The organism is Pseudomonas sp. MF6751, from assembly GCF_016613265.1.
Classification (GTDB): Bacteria; Pseudomonadota; Gammaproteobacteria; order Pseudomonadales; family Pseudomonadaceae; genus Aquipseudomonas; species Aquipseudomonas fluorescens_BV.
In genome coordinates this window covers 25,430-44,854 of record NZ_JAENSV010000030.1, presented here as the reverse complement: position 1 = coordinate 44,854, position 19,425 = coordinate 25,430, and the positions used below count along the sequence as shown (strand labels likewise).

Annotated in this window: 15 protein-coding genes and 1 pseudogene; 4 read left to right on the top strand and 12 right to left on the bottom strand. The window is 58.7% G+C overall.

Translation table 11 applies throughout. The features are described 5' to 3' along the window. Nucleotides 1-51: 51 nt before the first annotated feature. The 7 genes and pseudogenes from JJD66_RS20730 to lgt form a co-directional block, all read right to left on the bottom strand. Nucleotides 52-885, bottom strand: a complete 834-nt coding sequence (locus JJD66_RS20730; RefSeq protein ID WP_200648905.1) for a thymidylate synthase — start codon at nucleotides 883-885, stop codon at nucleotides 52-54. Then, on the bottom strand, nucleotides 882-1,388 hold the full coding sequence (locus JJD66_RS20725) for a hypothetical protein (RefSeq protein WP_044310661.1): 507 nt from the start codon (nucleotides 1,386-1,388) through the stop codon (nucleotides 882-884). Before JJD66_RS20725 ends, JJD66_RS20730 begins: the two co-directional genes overlap by 4 nt. Further along, a complete protein-coding gene (locus tag JJD66_RS20720) occupies nucleotides 1,385-3,454 on the bottom strand; it encodes a tyrosine-type recombinase/integrase (protein WP_200648904.1) in 2,070 nt (689 codons plus the stop codon). The genes JJD66_RS20725 and JJD66_RS20720 overlap by 4 nt, the downstream gene beginning before the upstream one ends. Next, nucleotides 3,451-5,799, bottom strand: a complete 2,349-nt coding sequence (locus tag JJD66_RS20715; RefSeq protein ID WP_200648903.1) for a site-specific integrase — start codon at nucleotides 5,797-5,799, stop codon at nucleotides 3,451-3,453. Before JJD66_RS20715 ends, JJD66_RS20720 begins: the two co-directional genes overlap by 4 nt. After that, on the bottom strand, nucleotides 5,796-7,043 hold the full coding sequence (locus tag JJD66_RS28145; RefSeq protein ID WP_325167111.1) for a tyrosine-type recombinase/integrase: 1,248 nt from the start codon (nucleotides 7,041-7,043) through the stop codon (nucleotides 5,796-5,798). Before JJD66_RS28145 ends, JJD66_RS20715 begins: the two co-directional genes overlap by 4 nt. Nucleotides 7,044-7,154: 111 nt before the next feature. Then, nucleotides 7,155-7,733 (bottom strand): annotated as a pseudogene (thyA, locus tag JJD66_RS20705) (thymidylate synthase); the annotation flags it as partial. A 51-nt stretch (nucleotides 7,734-7,784) separates the two neighbouring features. Next, entirely contained in the window at nucleotides 7,785-8,597 is an 813-nt protein-coding gene (gene lgt / locus JJD66_RS20700) for a prolipoprotein diacylglyceryl transferase (protein WP_003195189.1), read from the bottom strand. Between the two features lie 216 nt (nucleotides 8,598-8,813). On the opposite strand from lgt, the gene JJD66_RS20695 reads away from it, so the two are divergent. Next, complete coding sequence (locus tag JJD66_RS20695) at nucleotides 8,814-9,560, top strand: NRDE family protein (protein ID WP_200648902.1); 747 nt, start codon at nucleotides 8,814-8,816, stop codon at nucleotides 9,558-9,560. A gap of 98 nt (nucleotides 9,561-9,658) precedes the next feature. Here the strand turns inward: JJD66_RS20695 and ptsP are convergent, their stop codons facing one another. Both ptsP and JJD66_RS20685 read right to left on the bottom strand, forming a co-directional pair. Then, nucleotides 9,659-11,938, bottom strand: coding sequence for a phosphoenolpyruvate--protein phosphotransferase (ptsP, locus tag JJD66_RS20690; protein ID WP_003195193.1), 2,280 nt, complete (start codon nucleotides 11,936-11,938; stop codon nucleotides 9,659-9,661). Nucleotides 11,939-11,960: 22 nt separating this feature from the next. After that, complete coding sequence (locus JJD66_RS20685; RefSeq protein WP_003176750.1) at nucleotides 11,961-12,440, bottom strand: RNA pyrophosphohydrolase; 480 nt, start codon at nucleotides 12,438-12,440, stop codon at nucleotides 11,961-11,963. Nucleotides 12,441-12,583: 143 nt separating this feature from the next. On the opposite strand from JJD66_RS20685, the gene JJD66_RS20680 reads away from it, so the two are divergent. Continuing rightward, nucleotides 12,584-13,240 carry an HAD family hydrolase gene (locus tag JJD66_RS20680; protein WP_198716699.1) on the top strand — a complete coding sequence of 219 codons (657 nt, stop codon included), beginning with the start codon at nucleotides 12,584-12,586 and terminating at the stop codon, nucleotides 13,238-13,240. A gap of 104 nt (nucleotides 13,241-13,344) precedes the next feature. Here the strand turns inward: JJD66_RS20680 and JJD66_RS20675 are convergent, their stop codons facing one another. Beyond that, on the bottom strand, nucleotides 13,345-13,758 hold the full coding sequence (locus JJD66_RS20675; protein WP_200648901.1) for a DUF2269 family protein: 414 nt from the start codon (nucleotides 13,756-13,758) through the stop codon (nucleotides 13,345-13,347). 40 nt (nucleotides 13,759-13,798) lie between these two features. Next, nucleotides 13,799-15,313, bottom strand: a complete 1,515-nt coding sequence (ilvA, locus tag JJD66_RS20670) for a threonine ammonia-lyase, biosynthetic (protein ID WP_105228889.1) — start codon at nucleotides 15,311-15,313, stop codon at nucleotides 13,799-13,801. 138 nt (nucleotides 15,314-15,451) lie between these two features. On the opposite strand from ilvA, the gene rpiA reads away from it, so the two are divergent. Both rpiA and JJD66_RS20660 read left to right on the top strand, forming a co-directional pair. After that, nucleotides 15,452-16,123 carry a ribose-5-phosphate isomerase RpiA gene (gene rpiA, locus JJD66_RS20665; protein WP_003195201.1) on the top strand — a complete coding sequence of 224 codons (672 nt, stop codon included), beginning with the start codon at nucleotides 15,452-15,454 and terminating at the stop codon, nucleotides 16,121-16,123. Between the two features lie 333 nt (nucleotides 16,124-16,456). After that, the gene (locus JJD66_RS20660) at nucleotides 16,457-18,403 is read left to right on the top strand and encodes an autotransporter domain-containing protein (RefSeq protein ID WP_200648900.1); all 1,947 of its coding nucleotides are present in this window, start codon (nucleotides 16,457-16,459) and stop codon (nucleotides 18,401-18,403) included. On the opposite strand, the gene JJD66_RS20655 is transcribed toward JJD66_RS20660, so the two are convergent. Next, entirely contained in the window at nucleotides 18,404-19,312 is a 909-nt protein-coding gene (locus JJD66_RS20655; RefSeq protein WP_034128981.1) for an SdiA-regulated domain-containing protein, read from the bottom strand. Between the last annotated feature and the right edge of the window lie 113 nt (nucleotides 19,313-19,425).

Here is a 19,425-nt window from a genome sequence, read left to right as displayed (position 1 = left end):
CAACACCCGCATCCTGGCCAACCAAGAATGGCTAGCCAGGCATCGACTCAGTTAAATCGATACAGGAGCGGGAATATGAGGATGTGGGTCATAGCCTACAATCTCAAAGTCCTCAAAATTATAATCATAGATGCTCGTTGGCTTACGCTTGAACACCAACTTTGGCAGAGGGCGCGGCTCACGGGTCAGTTGCAGTTTTACTTGCTCAATATGATTCAAGTAAATATGCGCATCACCCATGGTAACTACAACTTCGCCAACTCCCAAATCGCACTGCTGTGCGAGCATATGTGTTAGAAAACTAACTCCAGCCAAATTATAGGGATTTCCGAGCAGTAGATCTGACGACCGAATATATAGATGCGCCGACAACTTATTGTTGGCTACATAGAATTGATAGAGCAAATGGCATGGTGGCAATGCCATCTTCCCGTTTCGCGCATTCTCTTGTGGGCTTACCGACTCATCCGGAAGGTACTCAACATTCCACCCGTGGAAAAGAATGCGACGACTGTTTGGGTTCGTTTTGAGCGTGTTGATGACGTAGTCAATCTGATTGATGGTCTTGCCGTCCTGGGTAGGCCAGGCCGTCCACTGCTTGCCGTAGATCGGGCCGAGGTCACCGTCTTCAGTCGCCCACTCATCCCAGATGCTGACACCGTGCTCCTTGAGCCATTTGGTGTTGGTGTCACCATTCAGGAACCAGATCATCTCGTTGATGATGCTCTTGAAATGCAGCTTCTTGGTGGTGAGCAGCGGGAAGCCATCTTCCAGGTTGTGGCGGAATTGGCGACCAAAGACACTCAGCGTGCCTGTGCCGGTGCGATCGCCTTTCTCGACGCCATTCTCTAGCACGTCGGCCAGCAAATCGTGGTACATCTTCATTTCGGTTCCTCAAGGTTCGCGCTGACCAAATCCAGCGCGTCACGCAATTTCAAAATTTCAGTCTCTTGCTCTTTGATCTTCTTACGCAGCTCATCCGCGACCTGGACGAAGTAGTCCCTAGATTCGCGGACAGTGTCCAATCTCTTATCGAGCGTTGCACAAGAGTTCTCAGATTCCTGATACCTATTGAACCAATAAAGCACTTCCACTCGACTCTTTTCAAGGCGTTGCATCAGAATCGTCTTGGGATCCTGCTTTTTCTCAGCCTTGACCCTCTGAGCGAGCACTGCAATGCGGCGGTTGTCCTTGATCGCCTCAAGCCGCTGCGCCGGGAAGTCGCGCTGCCGGATAGTGTTGCGATGAATGCCGGTGATACGGCTAAGCTCCGCCATCGTCGGCTTCAAATTCGGATCAGAGGCGATCTGCATAAGCCCCTGCGCTAGCAGCTCAGTGTTCCGGTCGTAGTCGAGCTTATTCTTGGCATCAAATGCCTGGCCTGTCATACCTCAACCTCCTCGCCCAGATGCTCCAACACCCCCTTGGCCTCCTCCATCGCCGCCCTCAACTCTTCCTCCGCACCTGCAGAGTTCGGAGAGCTCAACGCCAAGCTGTTCTGCACATAGATCTCCCGCCATTTAGGGGCATGAGCCTTGGTGACCACGGCGTTCTTGCACCGATTCGGATTGCAACGAAGTGATCCGATGCAGGGCAGAGACTCGTCAAATACCTCGCGCTGACCGCCATAGCAGAAGCCTTGCCCCACATTGATGATCGCCATGCGCTTCTTGGCCATCTGGGCGATGATTTGCTCTTTGGTGTAGCCAGCCGCCATGTACCCGCTGAACACCTTCTTCATCCGCGCCTTGTGGCTCTCCGCATTGGGGCCGGCGTAGTTCGCGTCAGGATCGCAGTAGCTCAGGATGTACTCCTCCTCTGCCATTTGCGTCGGCGTCTTGCTAGATGATCGCCCACCCTTGGACAAGATCTCAGCGATCGCTCCGTACCCAAGCGTCACGGCACTGAACGCCTTGTTCTGGCCAGCACCACCGATGAGGTCACCAAAGTGCTTCAACTGGTGAGAGATGAACGGAAGACCAAGCTCTGCCCTGGCCATCTGGTAAGCCAGCGTGTGTCGCAACGTGTAAGGCGAGAACTCCAGCGACTCGAATTCCTCATCCGTCAGAATCTCCTCGAAGAAAGCTCTGAACTGGTGAGTGATACCAAGCGAGGACATTGAGTTAGGTTCGGCGTCCTGCGCGACGGTATCCACACTGGAGAACAGGTAAGGATTCTGCTTCACCTTAGCGATGAGGCAAGCAGCACGAATAGCGTCACGCACGATGGGAATCGCGATCCACTTGTCGTCGAACAGCTTTGCTAAGCCTTGGCGATGTTTGATCACGTTGCTGATCAGCAACCAGTAATCGCTCTCCTGCTCCATGCATGACTCGACCAGGATCTCTGAAAGCTCTGAAGGCCGCATGCCTGTGTACTGCGCCACAAGATAGCAGGCACTGTACGAGACGAAATTGATGTACCGACGAAACTCATCGTCCAATTTCGCACTGGTGAGCTTGACCAAGGTTACAGGTGCCTTGAAATCATGCTGACCAATTTCCGACAGGTACTCAGATCGAACCTCATCTAACGCCTCAGCCATCGCGCCGGACTCGTAGCCTTTCCTGCGGAGCCGCAGAGCTACGTAGAGATCGAAGTTGTACCGCGACAGCTCCTGGGCCCTTGCCAACGAGTAACCACTAGCGTTCTGGCGAGTCAGGGCGACTAGGTCATCGACAGGCTCTCTGAGGGTGCTCAGGAAGTCGACAACCGCGAATGACGCCTCGCGAGAAGCTTTCTCGAATACATCGTTCGGCAGAATCCGGTACGTTCGCTCGGAAGCAGGGACATGCTTGAGTACCCTGGCCCAAGCCAGTGACTCCAGTTCGACGTGGGCTAATGGCTTATCGAAAATTTGCTCTTGGAAAAATGGCGACCTGACCAAGGTAAAGAACTTCTTGAGATCAGGGCCAAAGGCGTACGGATGAATGAGCGCTGCCTCCCGGTACATACCCGCGTCGAAGTACGTCAGACCATGGTGTCCAACCTCGAAGAACTCATCCGTCATCAACTGACGCGCCTGCCCTGACATCGTATCCAGGAAGCTCAATCCAGCCTTCATGCACGAAATGGCGGTGTTGGCCTTGATGTTCCTTGGCGAGGCAAACGAGCGCGTTGCCGCCGGCATCTTCAGCCAGCAATACAGGGTCACCTTGACCTCCAAGACCGCAGACTGATTGAGCAATGGATACGATTCAAAATTGAGCCGTAGTTTGGCTCCTTGGACGTTCCTGGCGGCGTTCGGATGATCTTCATTGAAGTCCCAGACGGCGTCGCCCAAGACCGATGTCTTACTGACAGGCAACGCCATCAGCGCTTGGTACCAAGAGAGTGCTTCCAGCGACACAGGAGTCGGATCGGCGATGCTCCTACGCAACTCAAGCAGCAGGGTGTGAGCAGCTGTACGCCACTGTTTGTACGCAGCGAGTTCAGGGATGAGAGCTTGGCTCATAGTGTTACTCCCTCGGTCAAAATACTGACCTGCAGGTTTTCAGAGAGGCGCTCAGCCTTCGTCAGCTCTTCTGCGGAAAAGTCGGATGTCTCAGGATCTAGAAGGTTGTTCAGCACATCAAGGTTGTCCAGGATGACGGTTCCGTAGGGCGTATCGAGCACTCGGTTGACCTCAATCATCCTTTGGTAGTCGCGCCGCATGGCGAAGAGCTCCGGCAGGTGCGATACCGTGATGATGCTGTTGCTGCATGAAAGGCACTTGTTAAACAGCGTGCAGGGCTTGCTGGGGTCGTAGCTTGCCAAGGCTTTAATGAAAGCCGGTGGGTCAAAGACGTTCATGCAGGTCGCCAAGCCAGACCGCAGCGGCATCGCTTCTGGCGCGGACTCGATAGTCCTGGTCGGGATAAGCTTCGGAGCGTCCTCCAACGTATCTTGCTGCATTTCGTGGAGAACCTTATTCAGCATCCGGCGCGCCATGGGGTTGAAGTCCATCTGATCCAGGTAGGCCATGGTGGTGCTGAGACTCTTATGGCCCAGGAGCACCTGAATCTCACGTGGAGAGACGCCGCGCTCGATCAGTTCGCTTACGAAGCTAGGTCGGAAACGTGACGGTGAGAGCTTGAGAGGATTGCCATCTTCGTCAATCAGCCCGTGATCCTGAGAGAGCTTATCCAAGGTCTTATTGAGCTGGTTGCCACCAGAGTTTTCAAAGGAATCTACAACCCCGTACTTCCTGGGAGAGCTTGAGCGGTAGATGAAGAGCTTGTTCTGATCCTCGACAGGCGCATTCAAGCGGATCTCGCGGGTCAGATGCTTCACATCGTCAAAGATTTTCTTGACTACACGGCCTTGAGAGGTGGTCAGCCAAGAGATCTCCGCATGGAAAATATCGAGATGAAGCATCTTCGCGCCTTCAGAACGCTCTTTCCAATACAGCAAGCAAGGACGATCGGTTAAATCGTGGCGCTCAATGAAATCATCCAGCTCCAGTCCCAGCAGCGAGTCAGCGTTCATCCCGGTAACTTGGGCAAGCCGAGCGATGTATGGCGCAATGACTCGACCATCAATCTGATACTGCACGCCCCAGCCTTTATAAACTTCGAAGATCGAAATTGACGAAGCCGAAATAATCGACATAAACGCCCGTTGATAGGGGTCGTTTCTATCTACGGATTCGAAGCTCAGGGGCTTGCAGTCGAGTTTGTTCTCAAAAATCCACCGAGCGTTATCCATGGTTTTGAGACCTCTGCGCATGCTCCCGTCAGGGCTTAGCGGGTCTTCCCCTACGCGACTTAAGACGTAAGGCTGGGCCAAGCGATTGGTTTCCTCAATCTCTTGCTCAATGACTTGCGAAATACGGTTTCGCACAGCCTGTGGGTAAGGCTTGTACTGGTCAGTCTCACGCTCAGTATCAAACCCTGCAGCGCCGACGAAACTGGTCAGCCCTAGGCCCTCAATCTGGACTGCGCGTGCCATCATTTTCCGAGCAGAGCTCATCAGGGTGCTGCTGTGGCTGGTCGACAGTGAACGCTCAAGAATCTTGTCTTGGAGATATCCCCTGAACTTGGGGAGGGAATACGGGGTTACGAGCTCCCGAATGTCCTCTAAGCCTGTGTAGTTGGCATCTATGAGATAGGCTCGGTAGTTTTTGAAAGCCTCGATGAAGTTCGACTGCCCTGACGCACTACTGCTCTTCATTGATGAAGCACTGAAGAGGTGCAGCAGGTGCTGGAAGGGGCGCTCCGGTTCCGGGCCTACGAGGTCTGACAGGCGATGGATGCGGACTGAGCGCAAAGCGCTGAAGGCGTTTCGCACAGATTCAGTGGGCCTGCTCTCTGGTTTAGAGGCAATCCGTTGCTCAACGGTTTGGTAGTCAGGATCGAGTACGCCGAGCTTTCGAAGGTCATCAAGGATCTCCCCAAATGTGATCCTCACGAGCTCATATTTCGTCCTCACCCCACTGAAGCCTGCTAACTCAGGAATCTCGCTAAGGTAGCCCCGATCCTTGATGTTATTACCAAACACCGGAATGGCCAGCTTCTCCTCCATAGACATACCTTCGTACCAGGCAAGGATCCGGCGACGCCATTCACAAGCGCCCGACGGATGACCTGAGATGATGATGCCTTCGGCTCGCATCGCATCGAAGATCGGCTCAAAGTATGAAGTGCGCTTAGAGATCGCCATTGGGCTGAGGTTGGTCTGCTCAATGACGTAGCTAGGGGTGATCGCCAAATCCTCCCCCTTGCTGAGGCAGACCCTGAGCAACGATTCACGATCATCAGTGACACGGGCCACAAACGATTCAATGACAGCATCTACCTGAGCGCTAGTCAGCCGACTCATTTCATATCTCCCGCATCAATTTTCAGGCGCGTCTGTTGGGAAAGCTCAGCCATCTCACCTGCTTTCGTCTTTGTTTCAGTTCCGGGGCGTACGAGCTTCTGATAGAGGTCGTAGGGGATCTGTGTATAGGTTTCCGACGTGCTGAGGCGCGAGTGACCCAGCGTCTTTTGCACGGTCACAAGCCGGTCAAGGTAATCACTACCAATGTCTGGCGTCCTCAACAAGGCATAGGCGTTCCCGTGCCTCAACTTGTGGGGAGAGATCATCCTGTCGATTTTCAGCAGGTTCAGCGCTCGCTCGGATGTGCGCTCCAAGAGCTTGGAGATCGAGCGAGGGGTGTACTCACCCCCCTCCGCATTCAAGAAAGCAGGAGTGTTCTCAGCCCCCTTGAATTGACGCTTAGTCATTTTGTACAGCGGCGAAGCATGGTACTTCTTGATGCGCAGCAGCGTGGCGCGGCTGACCAACGTCTGGCGGGGCTTGAAGGAGTCCGCAGGGCCCTTGCTTCCATCAATGTGCAGCGGGCAGTAGTCCGCGTTCACCGGTTCTGAGACACCAGGCGAGATGAACAACGTGTCCTGGAATCGAAGGGCATCATCGATGGCCTTGAGGGTCACTCGCGGGACTTCAGAGCGGCGCACGCCTGCGTCGTACATGAACTGGAGCAGGCAGCGTTCACGCTCACTCCGCGTAGCCAGGATCAGCTCTCTGAGATCATTCAGGGAACAGGCCACCACCAGGTTCTTGTTAGGACGGGGGGATAGGTACCCGGCAGTGTAGGGGTTAGGCGCGGTACGAGGCGCGGCTGAGTCATCCACTCCCCGGCATAGGGAATCGTTGAAAAACGCCATCAGAGACGAGTCCCGGTTGCGCACCGTCTTCTTGGAAAGACCTTCTACCTCGCGCAGGTGAGCGAAGTACTCCTCGATTACGTGGGTGCGGATTTCCAAGAACGCTGAGTCACGCTCGCAATCACGAAACTCACGGCGGTTCATCAGGTACTCACAGGTGTACCCGAGGTTGCGACCATAGGTGATGGCCGTCTGCTGGGATATATCGGCCTTCTGGAGCGCGTGGGATAGGTAACCCGACATCAAAGGCATGAGGCGCTCATCGTCATCAAAGACGGCTGTCCCTGTGACGTTCACGGCTTCCTGAATTGGGGATTCTTCGGATGGGTCGTCCCGCCTGGTTGGGGACTCTCTGAAATCTAGGGGTTTGCCCTTAATTGCGATGACCTTCACTGCTTCCGTTCTCCTCAGAGCGGCCCGTACTATACACAATGTGCGTTTCGTACCGGGGCACAATAAATGAGCTTGGAAGGTAAAGCCTTACTACGCAGCCATTGCGTACTGTGCTGGTTCTTCGAGGGGGTATAAAAGGAACACGTCGGAGCTGCGGATATACAGCTGCATCGACAGATGGCCGTCATGCACGAACGCCTGGTACAGCAAATGGCACGGCGGCAAGGCTTGCTTGCCATTACGCGCGTTTTCCTGCGGGCTCTGGGTTTCGTCCGGCAGGTATTCAACGTTCCAGCCGTGGAACAGGATGCGACGGCTGTTGGGGTTGGTCTTGAGCGTGTGCACCATGTAGTCGATCTGGTTGATCGTGCCGCCGTCCTTGGTCGGCCAGGCGGTCCACTGCTCGCCGTAGACCGGCCCCAGGTCGCCGTCTTCGGTGGCCCACTCGTCCCAAATCTTCACGCCATTTTCGTTGAGCCACTTGATGTTGGTGTTGCCGCTCAACATCCAGATCAGTTCGTTGGCGATGCTTTTGAAGTGCAGCTTCTTGGTGGTCAGCAGCGGGAAGCCGTCGGCCAGGTTATGCCGATACTGACGCGCAAACACAGCCTTGGTGCCGGTGCCCGTGCGGTCGCCCTTGGTCAGGCCATTGGTCACGACGTCCTGCAGCAGTTCGAGATATTGCTTCATGTTTTTACCCGTATCGTTGAAGCCAAGACCTCCTGGTCTTGGCATTCGAATTTAAAGCGCGGCGTTCTTCAGCGGCTGCGGGCGATTGTACGCCCACCACAGCATGCCCAGGCCCGCCAGGATCATCGGCAGGCTAAGCACCTGACCCATGGTCAGCCAGCCCCACGCCAGGTAGCCCAACTGCGCATCAGGTACCCGTACGAATTCGACGATAAAGCGGAAAATCCCGTAGAACAGCGCGAACATGCCCGACACGGCCATGGTTGGGCGTGGCTTGCGCGAGAAGATATAGAGAATAAGGAACAGCGCCACACCTTCCAGCGCGAACTGGTACAGCTGCGACGGGTGGCGCGGCAGTTGCGCCGGGTCGCTGAACGGCGGGAACACCATCGCCCAGGGTACGTCGGTCGGCTTGCCCCACAGCTCGGCGTTGATAAAGTTACCAATGCGCCCGGCGCCCAGGCCGATCGGCACGAAGGGTGCGACGAAGTCCATCAGCTGGAAGAACGACTTGCCATTGCGCCGGCCAAACCACCAGGCGGCAATCATCACGCCGATAAACCCACCGTGGAACGCCATGCCGCCCTTCCACACTTCAAAGATCAGGGTCGGGTTGGCGAGATACGCAGACAGGTCGTAGAACAGCACATACCCCAGGCGCCCGCCGACGATCACGCCCATCGACATCCAGAACACCATGTCGGAGAGCTTCTCCTTGGTCCAGGTCGGATCGAAACGGTTCAGGCGCCGGGAAGCCAGCAGCCAGGCACCGCCGATGCCGATCAGGTACATCAACCCGTACCAATGGATTTTCAGCGGACCGATGGCCAGGGCCACCGGGTCGATCTGCGGGTAAGGCAGCATTGCGACTCCTCGTTAAAACATTTAGTCATGACGCACCGGACCATGCCGATGTGCGATTAAGCCTGCGTTACAGCTGCGAGATCAAATTAAGAAGTTCACATACACACCAAACAGCCCGGCATGTTAACGGATCAGAGGTGCGCGGCCCAACTTCGAGACGATGGAACACCGGCGCGTCTGTGGGTAGAGTGGCAAAAACACAAAAGGGGTCACCCGATGTGCCTGATTGTTTTCGCCTGGCGACCGGGCCATGCCCAGCCACTGATCGTCGCGGCCAACCGCGATGAGTTCTACGCCCGCCCCAGCCTGCCGCTGACCCAGTGGGCGGATGCGCCCCAGGTCTATGCCGGTCGCGATCAGGAGGCCGGGGGCACCTGGCTGGGGGTGAACGCCGATGGGCGCTTTGCCGCCTTGACCAACATCCGCGACCCGCACCAGCCACCGGCACGCAAGTCTCGCGGCGAACTGGTTGCGCGGTTTCTCAGCGGTTCGCTGCCGATCGACGATTATTTGGCCGATGTAAATGGCCGCTCGATTGAATATGCCGGGTTCAACCTGCTGGTGGGCACGCGGGATGAGCTGTGGCACTACAACGCCAATGATACCGAGCCGACGCGATTGAAGGCTGGGGTGTACGGGTTATCCAATGCCGGGCTGGATACGCCATGGCCGAAGCTGGTGAAGGCCAAAGCAGCGTTCAGCGCCGTGCTGGAAAACCCCGAGCCTGAGGCACTGCTGGGAATTCTCAGCGACCCGCAGACTGCCCCGTTTTCTGAGTTGCCGGACACCGGCGTAGGCCTGGCGACTGAAAGCCTGCTGTCGAGCGTGTTTATCGCCAGCCCCAGTTATGGGACACGGGCAAGCACAGCGCTGATTGTGAATGCCGATGGGACGCGGCGGATGCTGGAGCGCAGCTTTGGCCCGCACGGTGGGCGGCTGGGTGAGGTGGACCTGATGTTTTAGCGCTGCTTGGACCACCGCTATCGCAGGCAAGCCAGCTCCCACTGGGGAATGCATTCCACAGGTGGGAGCCGGCTTGCCTGCGATGAAGGCGCCTCGGTCTAGAGGGTTTTGGCCGAGGCCGGGTTGATCATCCGGGTCAGCCCCAGGTTTTTCAGCGCCAATTGCAGCGAGCTGTGGATAACTTGCGGGTTGTCGATGGTCATCAACTCGGCGAGCAAATCCTTGGCCCTGCTCAATTCCACCTGGCGCAGCATCCACTTCACTTTCGGCAAGTTGGTGGCGTTCATCGACAGGCTGTCAAAGCCCATCGCCATCAACAGCACCGCCGCCGCCGGGTCACCGGCCATTTCGCCGCAGATACTCACCGGCTTGCCTTCGGCATGGGCGTCGCGCACTACGTGTTGCAGCGCTTGCAGCACCGCCGGGTGCAGGTAGTCGTAGAGGTCGGCCACCCGTGGGTTGTTACGGTCCACGGCCAGCAGGTACTGGGTCAGGTCGTTGGAGCCTACCGACAGGAAGTCCACCTGCCGCGCCAGTTCCTTGGCCTGGTACACCGCCGCAGGGATTTCGATCATCACGCCAATCGGCGGCATCGGCACATCGGCGCCTTCGTCGCGCACTTCGCCCCAGGCGCGGTGGATCAGGTGCAGGGCTTCTTCCAGTTCATGGGTGCCGGAGATCATCGGCAGCAGGATACGCAGGTTGTTCAAGCCCTCGCTGGCCTTGAGCATGGCGCGGGTCTGGACGAGGAAGATTTCGGGATGGTCGAGGGTAACGCGAATACCGCGCCAGCCAAGGAAGGGGTTGTCTTCCTTGATCGGGAAATAGGACAGTGACTTGTCGCCGCCAATATCCAGGCTGCGCATCGTCACCGGTAACGGGTGGAAGGCTTGCAGTTGCTCGCGATAAATCGCCAGCTGCTCCTTCTCGCTCGGGAAACGCTGGTTGATCATGAACGGCACTTCGGTGCGGTACAGACCCACCCCTTCGGCGCCGCGTTGTTGCGCACGGGCTACATCCGCCAGCAGGCCGGTGTTGACCAGCAGCGGTACGCGGTGGCCGTCGGGGGTGACACACGGCAGCTCGCGCAGCGAATCCAGGCCCTGGGCCAGTTGCTTCTCTTCTTCCACCACCTCGGCGTATTGCTTGCGCAGCACGTCGCTGGGGTTGGTGAATACCTCGCCGCGATGCCCGTCGACGATCATGTCGATGCCATCGACCTTGGAGTACGGCAGGTCCACCAGGCCCATCACCGTCGGGATACCCATGGCCCGGGCCAGGATCGCCACGTGGGAGTTACCCGAACCCAATACCGAGACCAGGCCTACCAGCTTGCCTTCAGGCACTTCGCCAAGCTGGGTGGCGGTCAATTCTTCACTGACCAGGATGGTGTTATCGGGGAAGACCATGTTGGTGCTGCGGTCTTCCTGCAGGTACGCCAACAGACGGCGACCCAGGTCGCGCACATCCGATGCCCGCTCGCGCAGGTAGGCGTCGTCCATCATTTCAAAGCGGTTAACGTGATCGGTGACCACCTGGCGCAACGCGCCCTGGGCCCACTGGCCGGTCTTGATCACGGTCTTGACTTCGTTACCCAGGGACGCGTCGTCGAGCATCATCTGGTACACGTCGAACAGCGCACGCTCTTCGGGGCGCAACTGGGTGGCCAGCTTGGTCGACAGGTTGCGCATGTCGGCGCGCACGCCTTCGAGGGCGGTCTTGAACAGTTTGATCTCGGCGTCGATATCACTGACGCTCTTGTCCGGCACCACATCGAGGTCGGCTGGCGGCAGCATGACCACCGCGGTACCCACCGCGGCGCCTGGCGAACCCGGTACGCCGACGAACTTGGCTTCCTGGATGCCCTTGCCCTGGCGCCCCAGGCCGCGAATCGAGCCGGTCGCTTCGGCGTGGGCGATAACCCCGGCCAGTTGCGCGCTCATGGTCACCAGGAAGGCTTCTTCGCCTTCGTCGAACTGGCGACGCTCTTTTTGCTGGATGACCAACACGCCGACAACACGGCGGTGGTGAATGATCGGTGCGCCAAGGAACGAGGCGTAGCGCTCTTCACCGGTTTCGGCAAAGTAGCGATAACGCGGGTGATCGGCCGCGTTCTCGAGGTTCAGGGGTTCTTCACGCGTCCCCACCAGGCCCACCAGACCTTCATTGGGCGCCATGCTGACCTTGCCGATGGAGCGCTTGTTCAAGCCCTCCGTGGCCATCAGCACAAAACGGTTGGTCTCGGGGTCCAGCAGGTAAACCGAGCAGACCTGGCTGCCCATGGCTTCCTTGACGCGCAACACAATAATCCCCAACGCCGCCTTGAGATCCTTGGCGGAGTTAACTTCCTGGACGATCTTGCGCAGCGTATTGAGCATGGCTCGGGGTCGAACTCCGTCGTCAGTCGCGCGCTAAAAGGCGCGGGGCAAGCTCTTTGAGAGCGCGACGATAAACCTCGCGCTTGAATGTCACCACCTGGCCCAACGGATACCAATAGCTGACCCAGCGCCAGCCATCGAACTCCGGTTTACCGGTCAAATCCATCCGCACCCGCTGCTCGTTGGAGATCAGGCGCAAAAGAAACCATTTCTGCTTCTGGCCGATGCACAGCGGTTGGCTGTGGGTACGCACCAGGCGTTGCGGCAAACGATAGCGCAACCAGCCACGGGTACAGGCCAGAATTTGCACATCTTCGCGCTCAAGGCCGACTTCTTCGTTCAACTCACGGTACAAGGCGTCTTCAGGGGTTTCGTCGGGGTTGATTCCACCTTGAGGAAACTGCCAGGCATCTTGGTTGATTCGGCGAGCCCATAGCACCTGTCCGGCATCATTCGTCAGAATAATGCCGACATTAGGACGGAAACCATCGGGGTCGATCACGGCAACAACCTCGCAAACGCATGTCGCCGCATTGTTCCACAAAGGTTGTTCCAGCGGCAACGAGGCTTCTTACCTTATGTGCACTCTTGTGAAAAGACCGTATTCTGGACGCCTTTTTACAGACTTTTCAGCGAGTAACTGCAATGCGCCTGGCTTTATTCGACTTGGACAATACCCTTCTGGGCGGTGACAGCGATCACGCCTGGGGCGATTACCTGTGTGAACGCGGGATTCTCGACGCGGTAGCCTACAAGGCCCGCAACGACGAGTTCTACCAGGACTACCTGGCCGGCCGGCTGGATAACGCCGCCTACTTGAACTTCTGCCTGGAAATCCTCGGCCGCACCGAGATGGCCCAGCTGGACGAGTGGCACAACGACTACATGCGCGACTGCATCGAGCCCATCATGCTTCCCAAGGCCGTTGAACTGCTGGCCAAGCACCGCGCCGCCGGTGACAAGCTGGTGATCATCACCGCCACCAACCGCTTCGTCACCGCGCCAATTGCCGCCCGCCTGGGCGTCGAGACTCTGATCGCCACCGAGTGCGAAATGGTGGATGGCCGTTATACCGGGCGCAGCACCGATGTGCCGTGCTTTCGCGAGGGCAAGGTGACACGCTTGAACCGCTGGTTGGAAGAAACCGGGCATAGCCTGGAAGACAGCTACTTCTACAGCGATTCGATGAATGATTTGCCGTTGCTGGAGCAGGTGACGCACCCGGTGGCAGTGGATCCGGATCCGAATCTTCGTGCTGAGGCCCAGAAACGGGGTTGGCCGGTGATTACGCTGCGCAGCTGACAACGCTATCGCAGGCAAGCCAGCTCCCACATTTTGACCCTGTTCTCATGTTGGAATCCGGTCAGTGTGGGAGCTGGCTTGCCTGCGATGAAGGCGACGCGGTTTCAAACAGGCTTGGTGCCCATGAGCCCTGCAATCGCCACAAACCCCACCAGGCTGACCACCGCCAGCACCAGGGTGAAATTCAGGCTCCCGCCCTCGCCCTTGCGCAGCCGATTGAGCCGCGCCACCAGCCAGAACCAGGCCAGCGCCGCCACGGTGTAGAGGATGCTGGAGCCCAAGATCCAGGTTTGCCCCAGTGGCCAGCCGAGCAGGTGCACCAGCCACCACCCGGTAAATGGCATGCTCACCAGGCAAATCCCCATCAGCAGCCATACAAATGCCCAGGGGCGCTGCACGGTCGCGGCCGGGCCGACGCTGCGTTTACGCCACGCCAATACGGCCAGGCCGAGGCCGCTGAGCAGCAGCAATACGGTGGCGGTGATGTGGATCACCTTGAGGGTGGTCAGCGTTTCCATGGTCTCTATTCCTTATAGGCCGCTCAGTCAGCGTAGTCGCTCAACCGAGGAACAGCTGGTAAGCCGGGTTTTCGCTTTCATCCCAGTACGGGTAACCGATTTGCGCCAACGCGGCAGGCACCAGGTGGCGCTCGTCCGCCGGTACTTGCAAGCCCGCCACCACTCGGCCGTCAGCCGCGCCGTGGTTGCGGTAGTGAAACATCGAGATGTTCCAGCGCCCGCCGAGCTTGTGGAGAAAGTTGAACAACGCCCCCGGCCGCTCCGGAAACTCGAAACGAAACACTAACTCGTCGCTGACTTTGGCCGCATGCCCGCCGACCATATGGCGAATGTGCAACTTGGCCAGTTCGTTCTCGGTAAGGTCCAGCACCGGGAAACCCTGGCTGGTCAAACTGGCTACCAACGCGCTGCGCGGGTCGTTCTCCGGGTGGGTCTGCACGCCGACGAAAATGTGCGCTTCGCTGCCGGAGTGGTAGCGGTAATTGAATTCGGTGATCTGGCGCTTGCCCACCGCTTCGCAGAAGGCCTTGAAGCTGCCCGGCCGCTCGGGGATGGTCACCGCGATGATGGCCTCACGGCCTTCACCGAGTTCGGCGCGCTCGGCCACATGGCGCAAACGGTCGAAGTTGACGTTGGCGCCCGAGTCGATGGCGACAAAGGTCTGGCCGCTGACACCGCGGGTCTCGACGTACTTTTTGATCCCGGCCACGCCCAGCGCACCCGCCGGCTCGGTGATGGAGCGGGTATCGTCGTAGATGTCCTTGATCGCCGCACAGATTTCATCGGTACTGACGGTGATCACTTCATCCACATAGTGCTTGCAGATATCGAAGGTGTGCTGGCCGATCTGCGCCACTGCCACGCCGTCGGCAAAGAGGCCGACGGTCGGCAATACCACGCGCTCGCCCGCCGCCATGGCGGCTTGCAGGCAGTTGGAATCGTCCGGCTCCACGCCGATGATCTTGATCTCCGGGCGCAGGTATTTCACGTACGCCGCAATCCCGGCGATCAGGCCGCCGCCGCCCACCGGTACGAAAATCGCGTCCAAAGGCCCTGGGTGCTGGCGCAGGATTTCCATCGCCACGGTGCCCTGCCCGGCAATGGTGTGCGGATCATCGTAGGGGTGGATGTAGACGTAGCCTTTTTCGTCGACCAACTTGAGCGAGTAGGCCAGGGCTTCCGGGAAGGAATCACCGTGCAACACCACTTTGCCGCCACGGGAGCGCACGCCTTCGACCTTGATCTCCGGGGTGGTCTTGGGCATCACGATGGTGGCTTTCACCCCCAGCACCTTGGCCGCCAGGGCCAGGCCCTGGGCATGGTTGCCGGCCGACGCGGTGACGACGCCGCGCGCACGTTCTTCGGCACTGAGCTGGGTCAGCTTGTTGTAGGCGCCGCGAATCTTGAACGAGAACACCGGCTGCAAGTCTTCGCGCTTGAGCCAAATCTTGTTACCCAGCCGCTCGGAGAGCTGGCGGGCAGTCTGCAAGGGGGTTTCGACAGCGATGTCGTAAACGCGCGAGGTGAGGATTTTTTTGACGTAGTGTTCAAGCATCGGCAGGCATCTACTTCACGGGTTGGGCAGGGCCAAGGAGTCTAACCCAGCGTTTGGCCGGGCGACCACACGAATCCCGAGGTTTTGTTGGGTTATACTCGCCGCCCTCGTTAATTCCCCGCCCGTTCCGGAGCCCGCATGACCCAGGATCAACTCAAACAGGCAGTGGCCCAGGCCGCTGTCGATTTAATCCTTCCTAAACTCGACGACAAGAGCATCGTCGGTGTCGGCACCGGCTCCACCGCCAACTGCTTTATCGACGCACTGGCCCAGCACAAGGGCGCGTTCGACGGCGCCGTGGCCAGTTCCGAAGCCACCGCTGCCCGCCTCAAGGGCCATGGCATTCCGGTGTACGAGCTCAACACCGTGAGCGACCTGGAGTTCTACGTCGACGGCGCGGATGAAAGCGACGAGCACCTGAACCTGATCAAAGGCGGCGGCGCGGCCCTGACCCGCGAGAAGATTGTCGCGGCCGTGGCCAAGACCTTCATTTGCATCGCCGACGCGAGCAAGCTGGTCCCCGTGCTGGGCACGTTCCCACTGCCGGTGGAAGTCATCCCCATGGCCCGCAGCCACGTGGCCCGCGAGCTGGTAAAACTGGGCGGCGACCCGGTGTACCGCGAAGGTGTGTTGACCGACAACGGCAACATCATCCTCGACGTGTTCAATATGCAGATCACCAACCCGGTGGAGCTGGAGACGCAGATCAACGCCATTGTGGGCGTGGTCACCAACGGCCTGTTCGCGGCGCGCCCGGCGGATGTATTGCTGCTGGGAACCCCGGAAGGCGTGAAAACCCTCAAGGCCTGACCTTGTGGGAGCCGGGTTTGCCCGCGATGCAGACGACTCGGTGTATCAATGGATACCGAGGCGATGCCATCGCAGGCAAGCCAGCTCCCACATGTGTTAGCGCTCGACTCTAGAGCGATGTAACAAAAACGCTACTTTTCGCAGCACTCCTCGCCAAAACCGTGCGCTCTGTCACGGCATCCCCTGCCCCGCCTGGTATCCAATCCGTTACAAATTACAGCCACGCGACCCACGCGTTTAACAATGCGCCAATTCGCAGCCGCCCATGGAATGAGGCGCGCATTGTGCAAAGGGTCTGGGCTTGAACGTCCCCCTCACCTCAAGGAAGACCTTGTGATAAAGCCTCTAGCCTTCGCCATCAGCGTTGCCGGTGCCCTGCTGTCCACGCATACCCAGGCCTACGATTACGGCCAGCACGCCAACACCACCCTGGAAAAACTGATCAACGACTACCCTGGCCGATATCGCGGCACGGCAAATTTTGCCGGAGCAGCCGACTGGATGCAGAGCCAGATGGGCACGGCCTATAGCTTCAGCCGCCAGGACTTCACCTGGAACAACGGCAGCCGGGCTTCGCAAAACGTGGTGGCCTCTGCCGCTGGTACCAAGGCCCAATACGTGGTGATTGGCGCGCACTTCGACACTTACTTCGGCCGCCCGACCCTGCAAGGCCTGGATGACAACGGTTCCGGCGCCAGCGTGTTGACCGAGGTGGCGAAGAACCTCGGCGGCCTGTCACTGGAAAATGGCCTGCAAATCGTTGGCTTCGGCGCCGAAGAAGAAGGCCTGCGCGGCTCCCGTGCCTTTGTCGACTCACTCAGCGCCAGCCAGCGCGCCAACATGCTCGCGATGATCAACCTCGACAGCCTGATCACCGGCGACATGATGTACGCCCACGCCGGCCAGAACAGCACCGCCAACCCGGCCTTGGCCTCCTTGCGCGAGCATACCTTCCAGATCGCCAGGGAATTGAACATCCCCTTGTTCAGCAACCCCGGCCTGGACCCGCAGTACCCAAAGGGCACCGGCTGCTGCAGCGATGGTGAGGCGTTCGAACCGCTGAATATCCCGATCCTTTATATAGAGGCCACCAACTGGGAACTGGGCGACCTGGACGGCTACACCCAGACCGACAACCCGAAAATCCCCGGCGGCTCGACCTGGCACGACCCGAACGAAGACAACAAAGCCGTGCTGACCGATGCATTCGGCCAGGCGCGCATCGACCAGCGCCTGCGTGACTATTCACGCCTGCTCAGCCGCCTGGTGTTGGAACTGACCAACGCCGACCTGATGGCCTCGACCGCTTCTGGCGGTGCCGTTGCGCGCAATATGCAAGACAACCTGCAGCGCCAGCATCAGGCCCTGGTGCGCCTGCATGATCGCCGCTGGCTGACCCTGCAAGCGGCCAGCCGCGAGGTCGCAAGCTTTGATGGCGAGATCGGTGTGGATGGCGAATACAACCCGGACAGCGGCTTCGACACGGCCCCCAACCCCGAAGCCCGGCGCGTGGGTCTGCATGCCCTCGGTGACTACCAACTGACTTCAAGCCTGAATATCGGCGCCAGCCTCAGCTACCTCAATGGGCGCGACAAATTGGAACATCGCGGCAAGCTCGACAGCGACACCTGGCAGGCAGCCGTCTATGCGCTGCTCAACGATGGCGGGCCAAGCTGGCTGGCCGGTGACCTGAGCCTGGGCCACACCCGCTTCGACTCCAAGCGCAACCTGGTCATCCAGGCCAATGGCGGGCCGATCCTGCTCAATCAGCAACTGACGGGCGACACCGATGCCCTGGCGTTGGGCGCACGGGTGCTGGGTGGCTATGACTTTGACTTTGGCGCGATCAAGAGCGGGCCGTTCGCCGGCCTGGACTACAGCCATTACCGCATCGACAAGTTCCACGAAAAGCAGAACCTGCGCACGGCCCTGGAGTACGAAGAGCAGTCTTTCGACTCGCTGGAAGCCAGCCTCGGCTGGCGCGTGCGCGGCGCTGTTGCCCTGCCCTTTGGCCTGAACCTGATGCCCTACGGCGACATCGCCTGGGTCAAGGAATTGGCCGACGGCCGCCTGGACGACCTGCAACTCACCGCACGCGCCGATGGCCAGGCCCGCACCGCCAGGCTGGGCTCAGTGGATAAGAGCTTCGCTCGCGCACAACTGGGCAGCCAACTGGCGATCACCCCACAGTTGGGCGTGTTTGCCGAGGTCAATGGCCGCCTCGGGCATGCTGAAGGCAGCCAGACCGGTTATTCGCTGGGTGTGCAATGGATGTTCTGATCAGGGTTTCTTGAACACGTAAAACAGGTTGGGCTCGCTGACCATGTACAGCGTGCCGTCGTCATCCATGGCGATCCCTTCGGCCTGGGGCACGCGCTTGCTCAGGCCATGGCGCCCTTTAAGCAACGACAGACTGCTTAGAGGGCGACCATCAATATCCAGCTCCAAGACCAGGAACGACTCATCCGACAGCGCCAACAGATGGCCACTGCGTTCGTCGTATTGCAGGCTCGACAGGTCGCGCACAAACAGCCCGGCATCGCGCTTGGGGTTGTTGATCACATGTACCGAATAGGTTTTTTCCGGCTTGAAATGGGGAAACCCGTGCACCTCGTAGATCAGCATGGGGTCGCGTTCCTTGGCCACGAACAAGCGCTTGCCCACCGAGTCGTAGGCCAACCCTTCAAAGCCCTTGTTGCCGCCAACGTGCACGCCCAGGGTCATTTGCTCCGCATCGGCAGCGTCGAGGAACGTGGTGTCATCGTCCACATGCACTTTGATCAAGCGCTGCTGGCGCTCATCGCTGATGACGTAGATGTTGTCGCTGATAAATTCCACCGCTTCGGCATCGCCAAAGCCCACCAGCGGAATGCGCCGCAGGATCTTGCCCTCCAGCGACAACTCGACCAGTTCGGCGTTTTTATTGGTGACGGTAAACAGGCTTTTGCGCACGGGGTCGTAGGTCAGGGCCGAGACATCGTCGTCGAGCCCTTCTATCACCTGGCCTTCGAGGGTGACACGGTAGTCCGCCAGGCCAATGGCGCGCTCATCCGCAGGCTGGTACCACACCTGCCAGTTGAACCAGGCGCGTTCGAACAGACGGAACTGCTGTGCCACCAGCCCGGCAGCGACCAAGGCGAGCAACAGCAGGATAAAAACAGCAGGTTTGGGGCGGGCAAGTCGACGCATCGGGGCGGGCTCAGAGAAAAAACTGGCGAATAGATATCAAGGTCACCTGAATTTAAACTTAAACGCACCGGACTGCCTGGCGAATGCCGTTTATAAAGAAAACTCTGACGTAA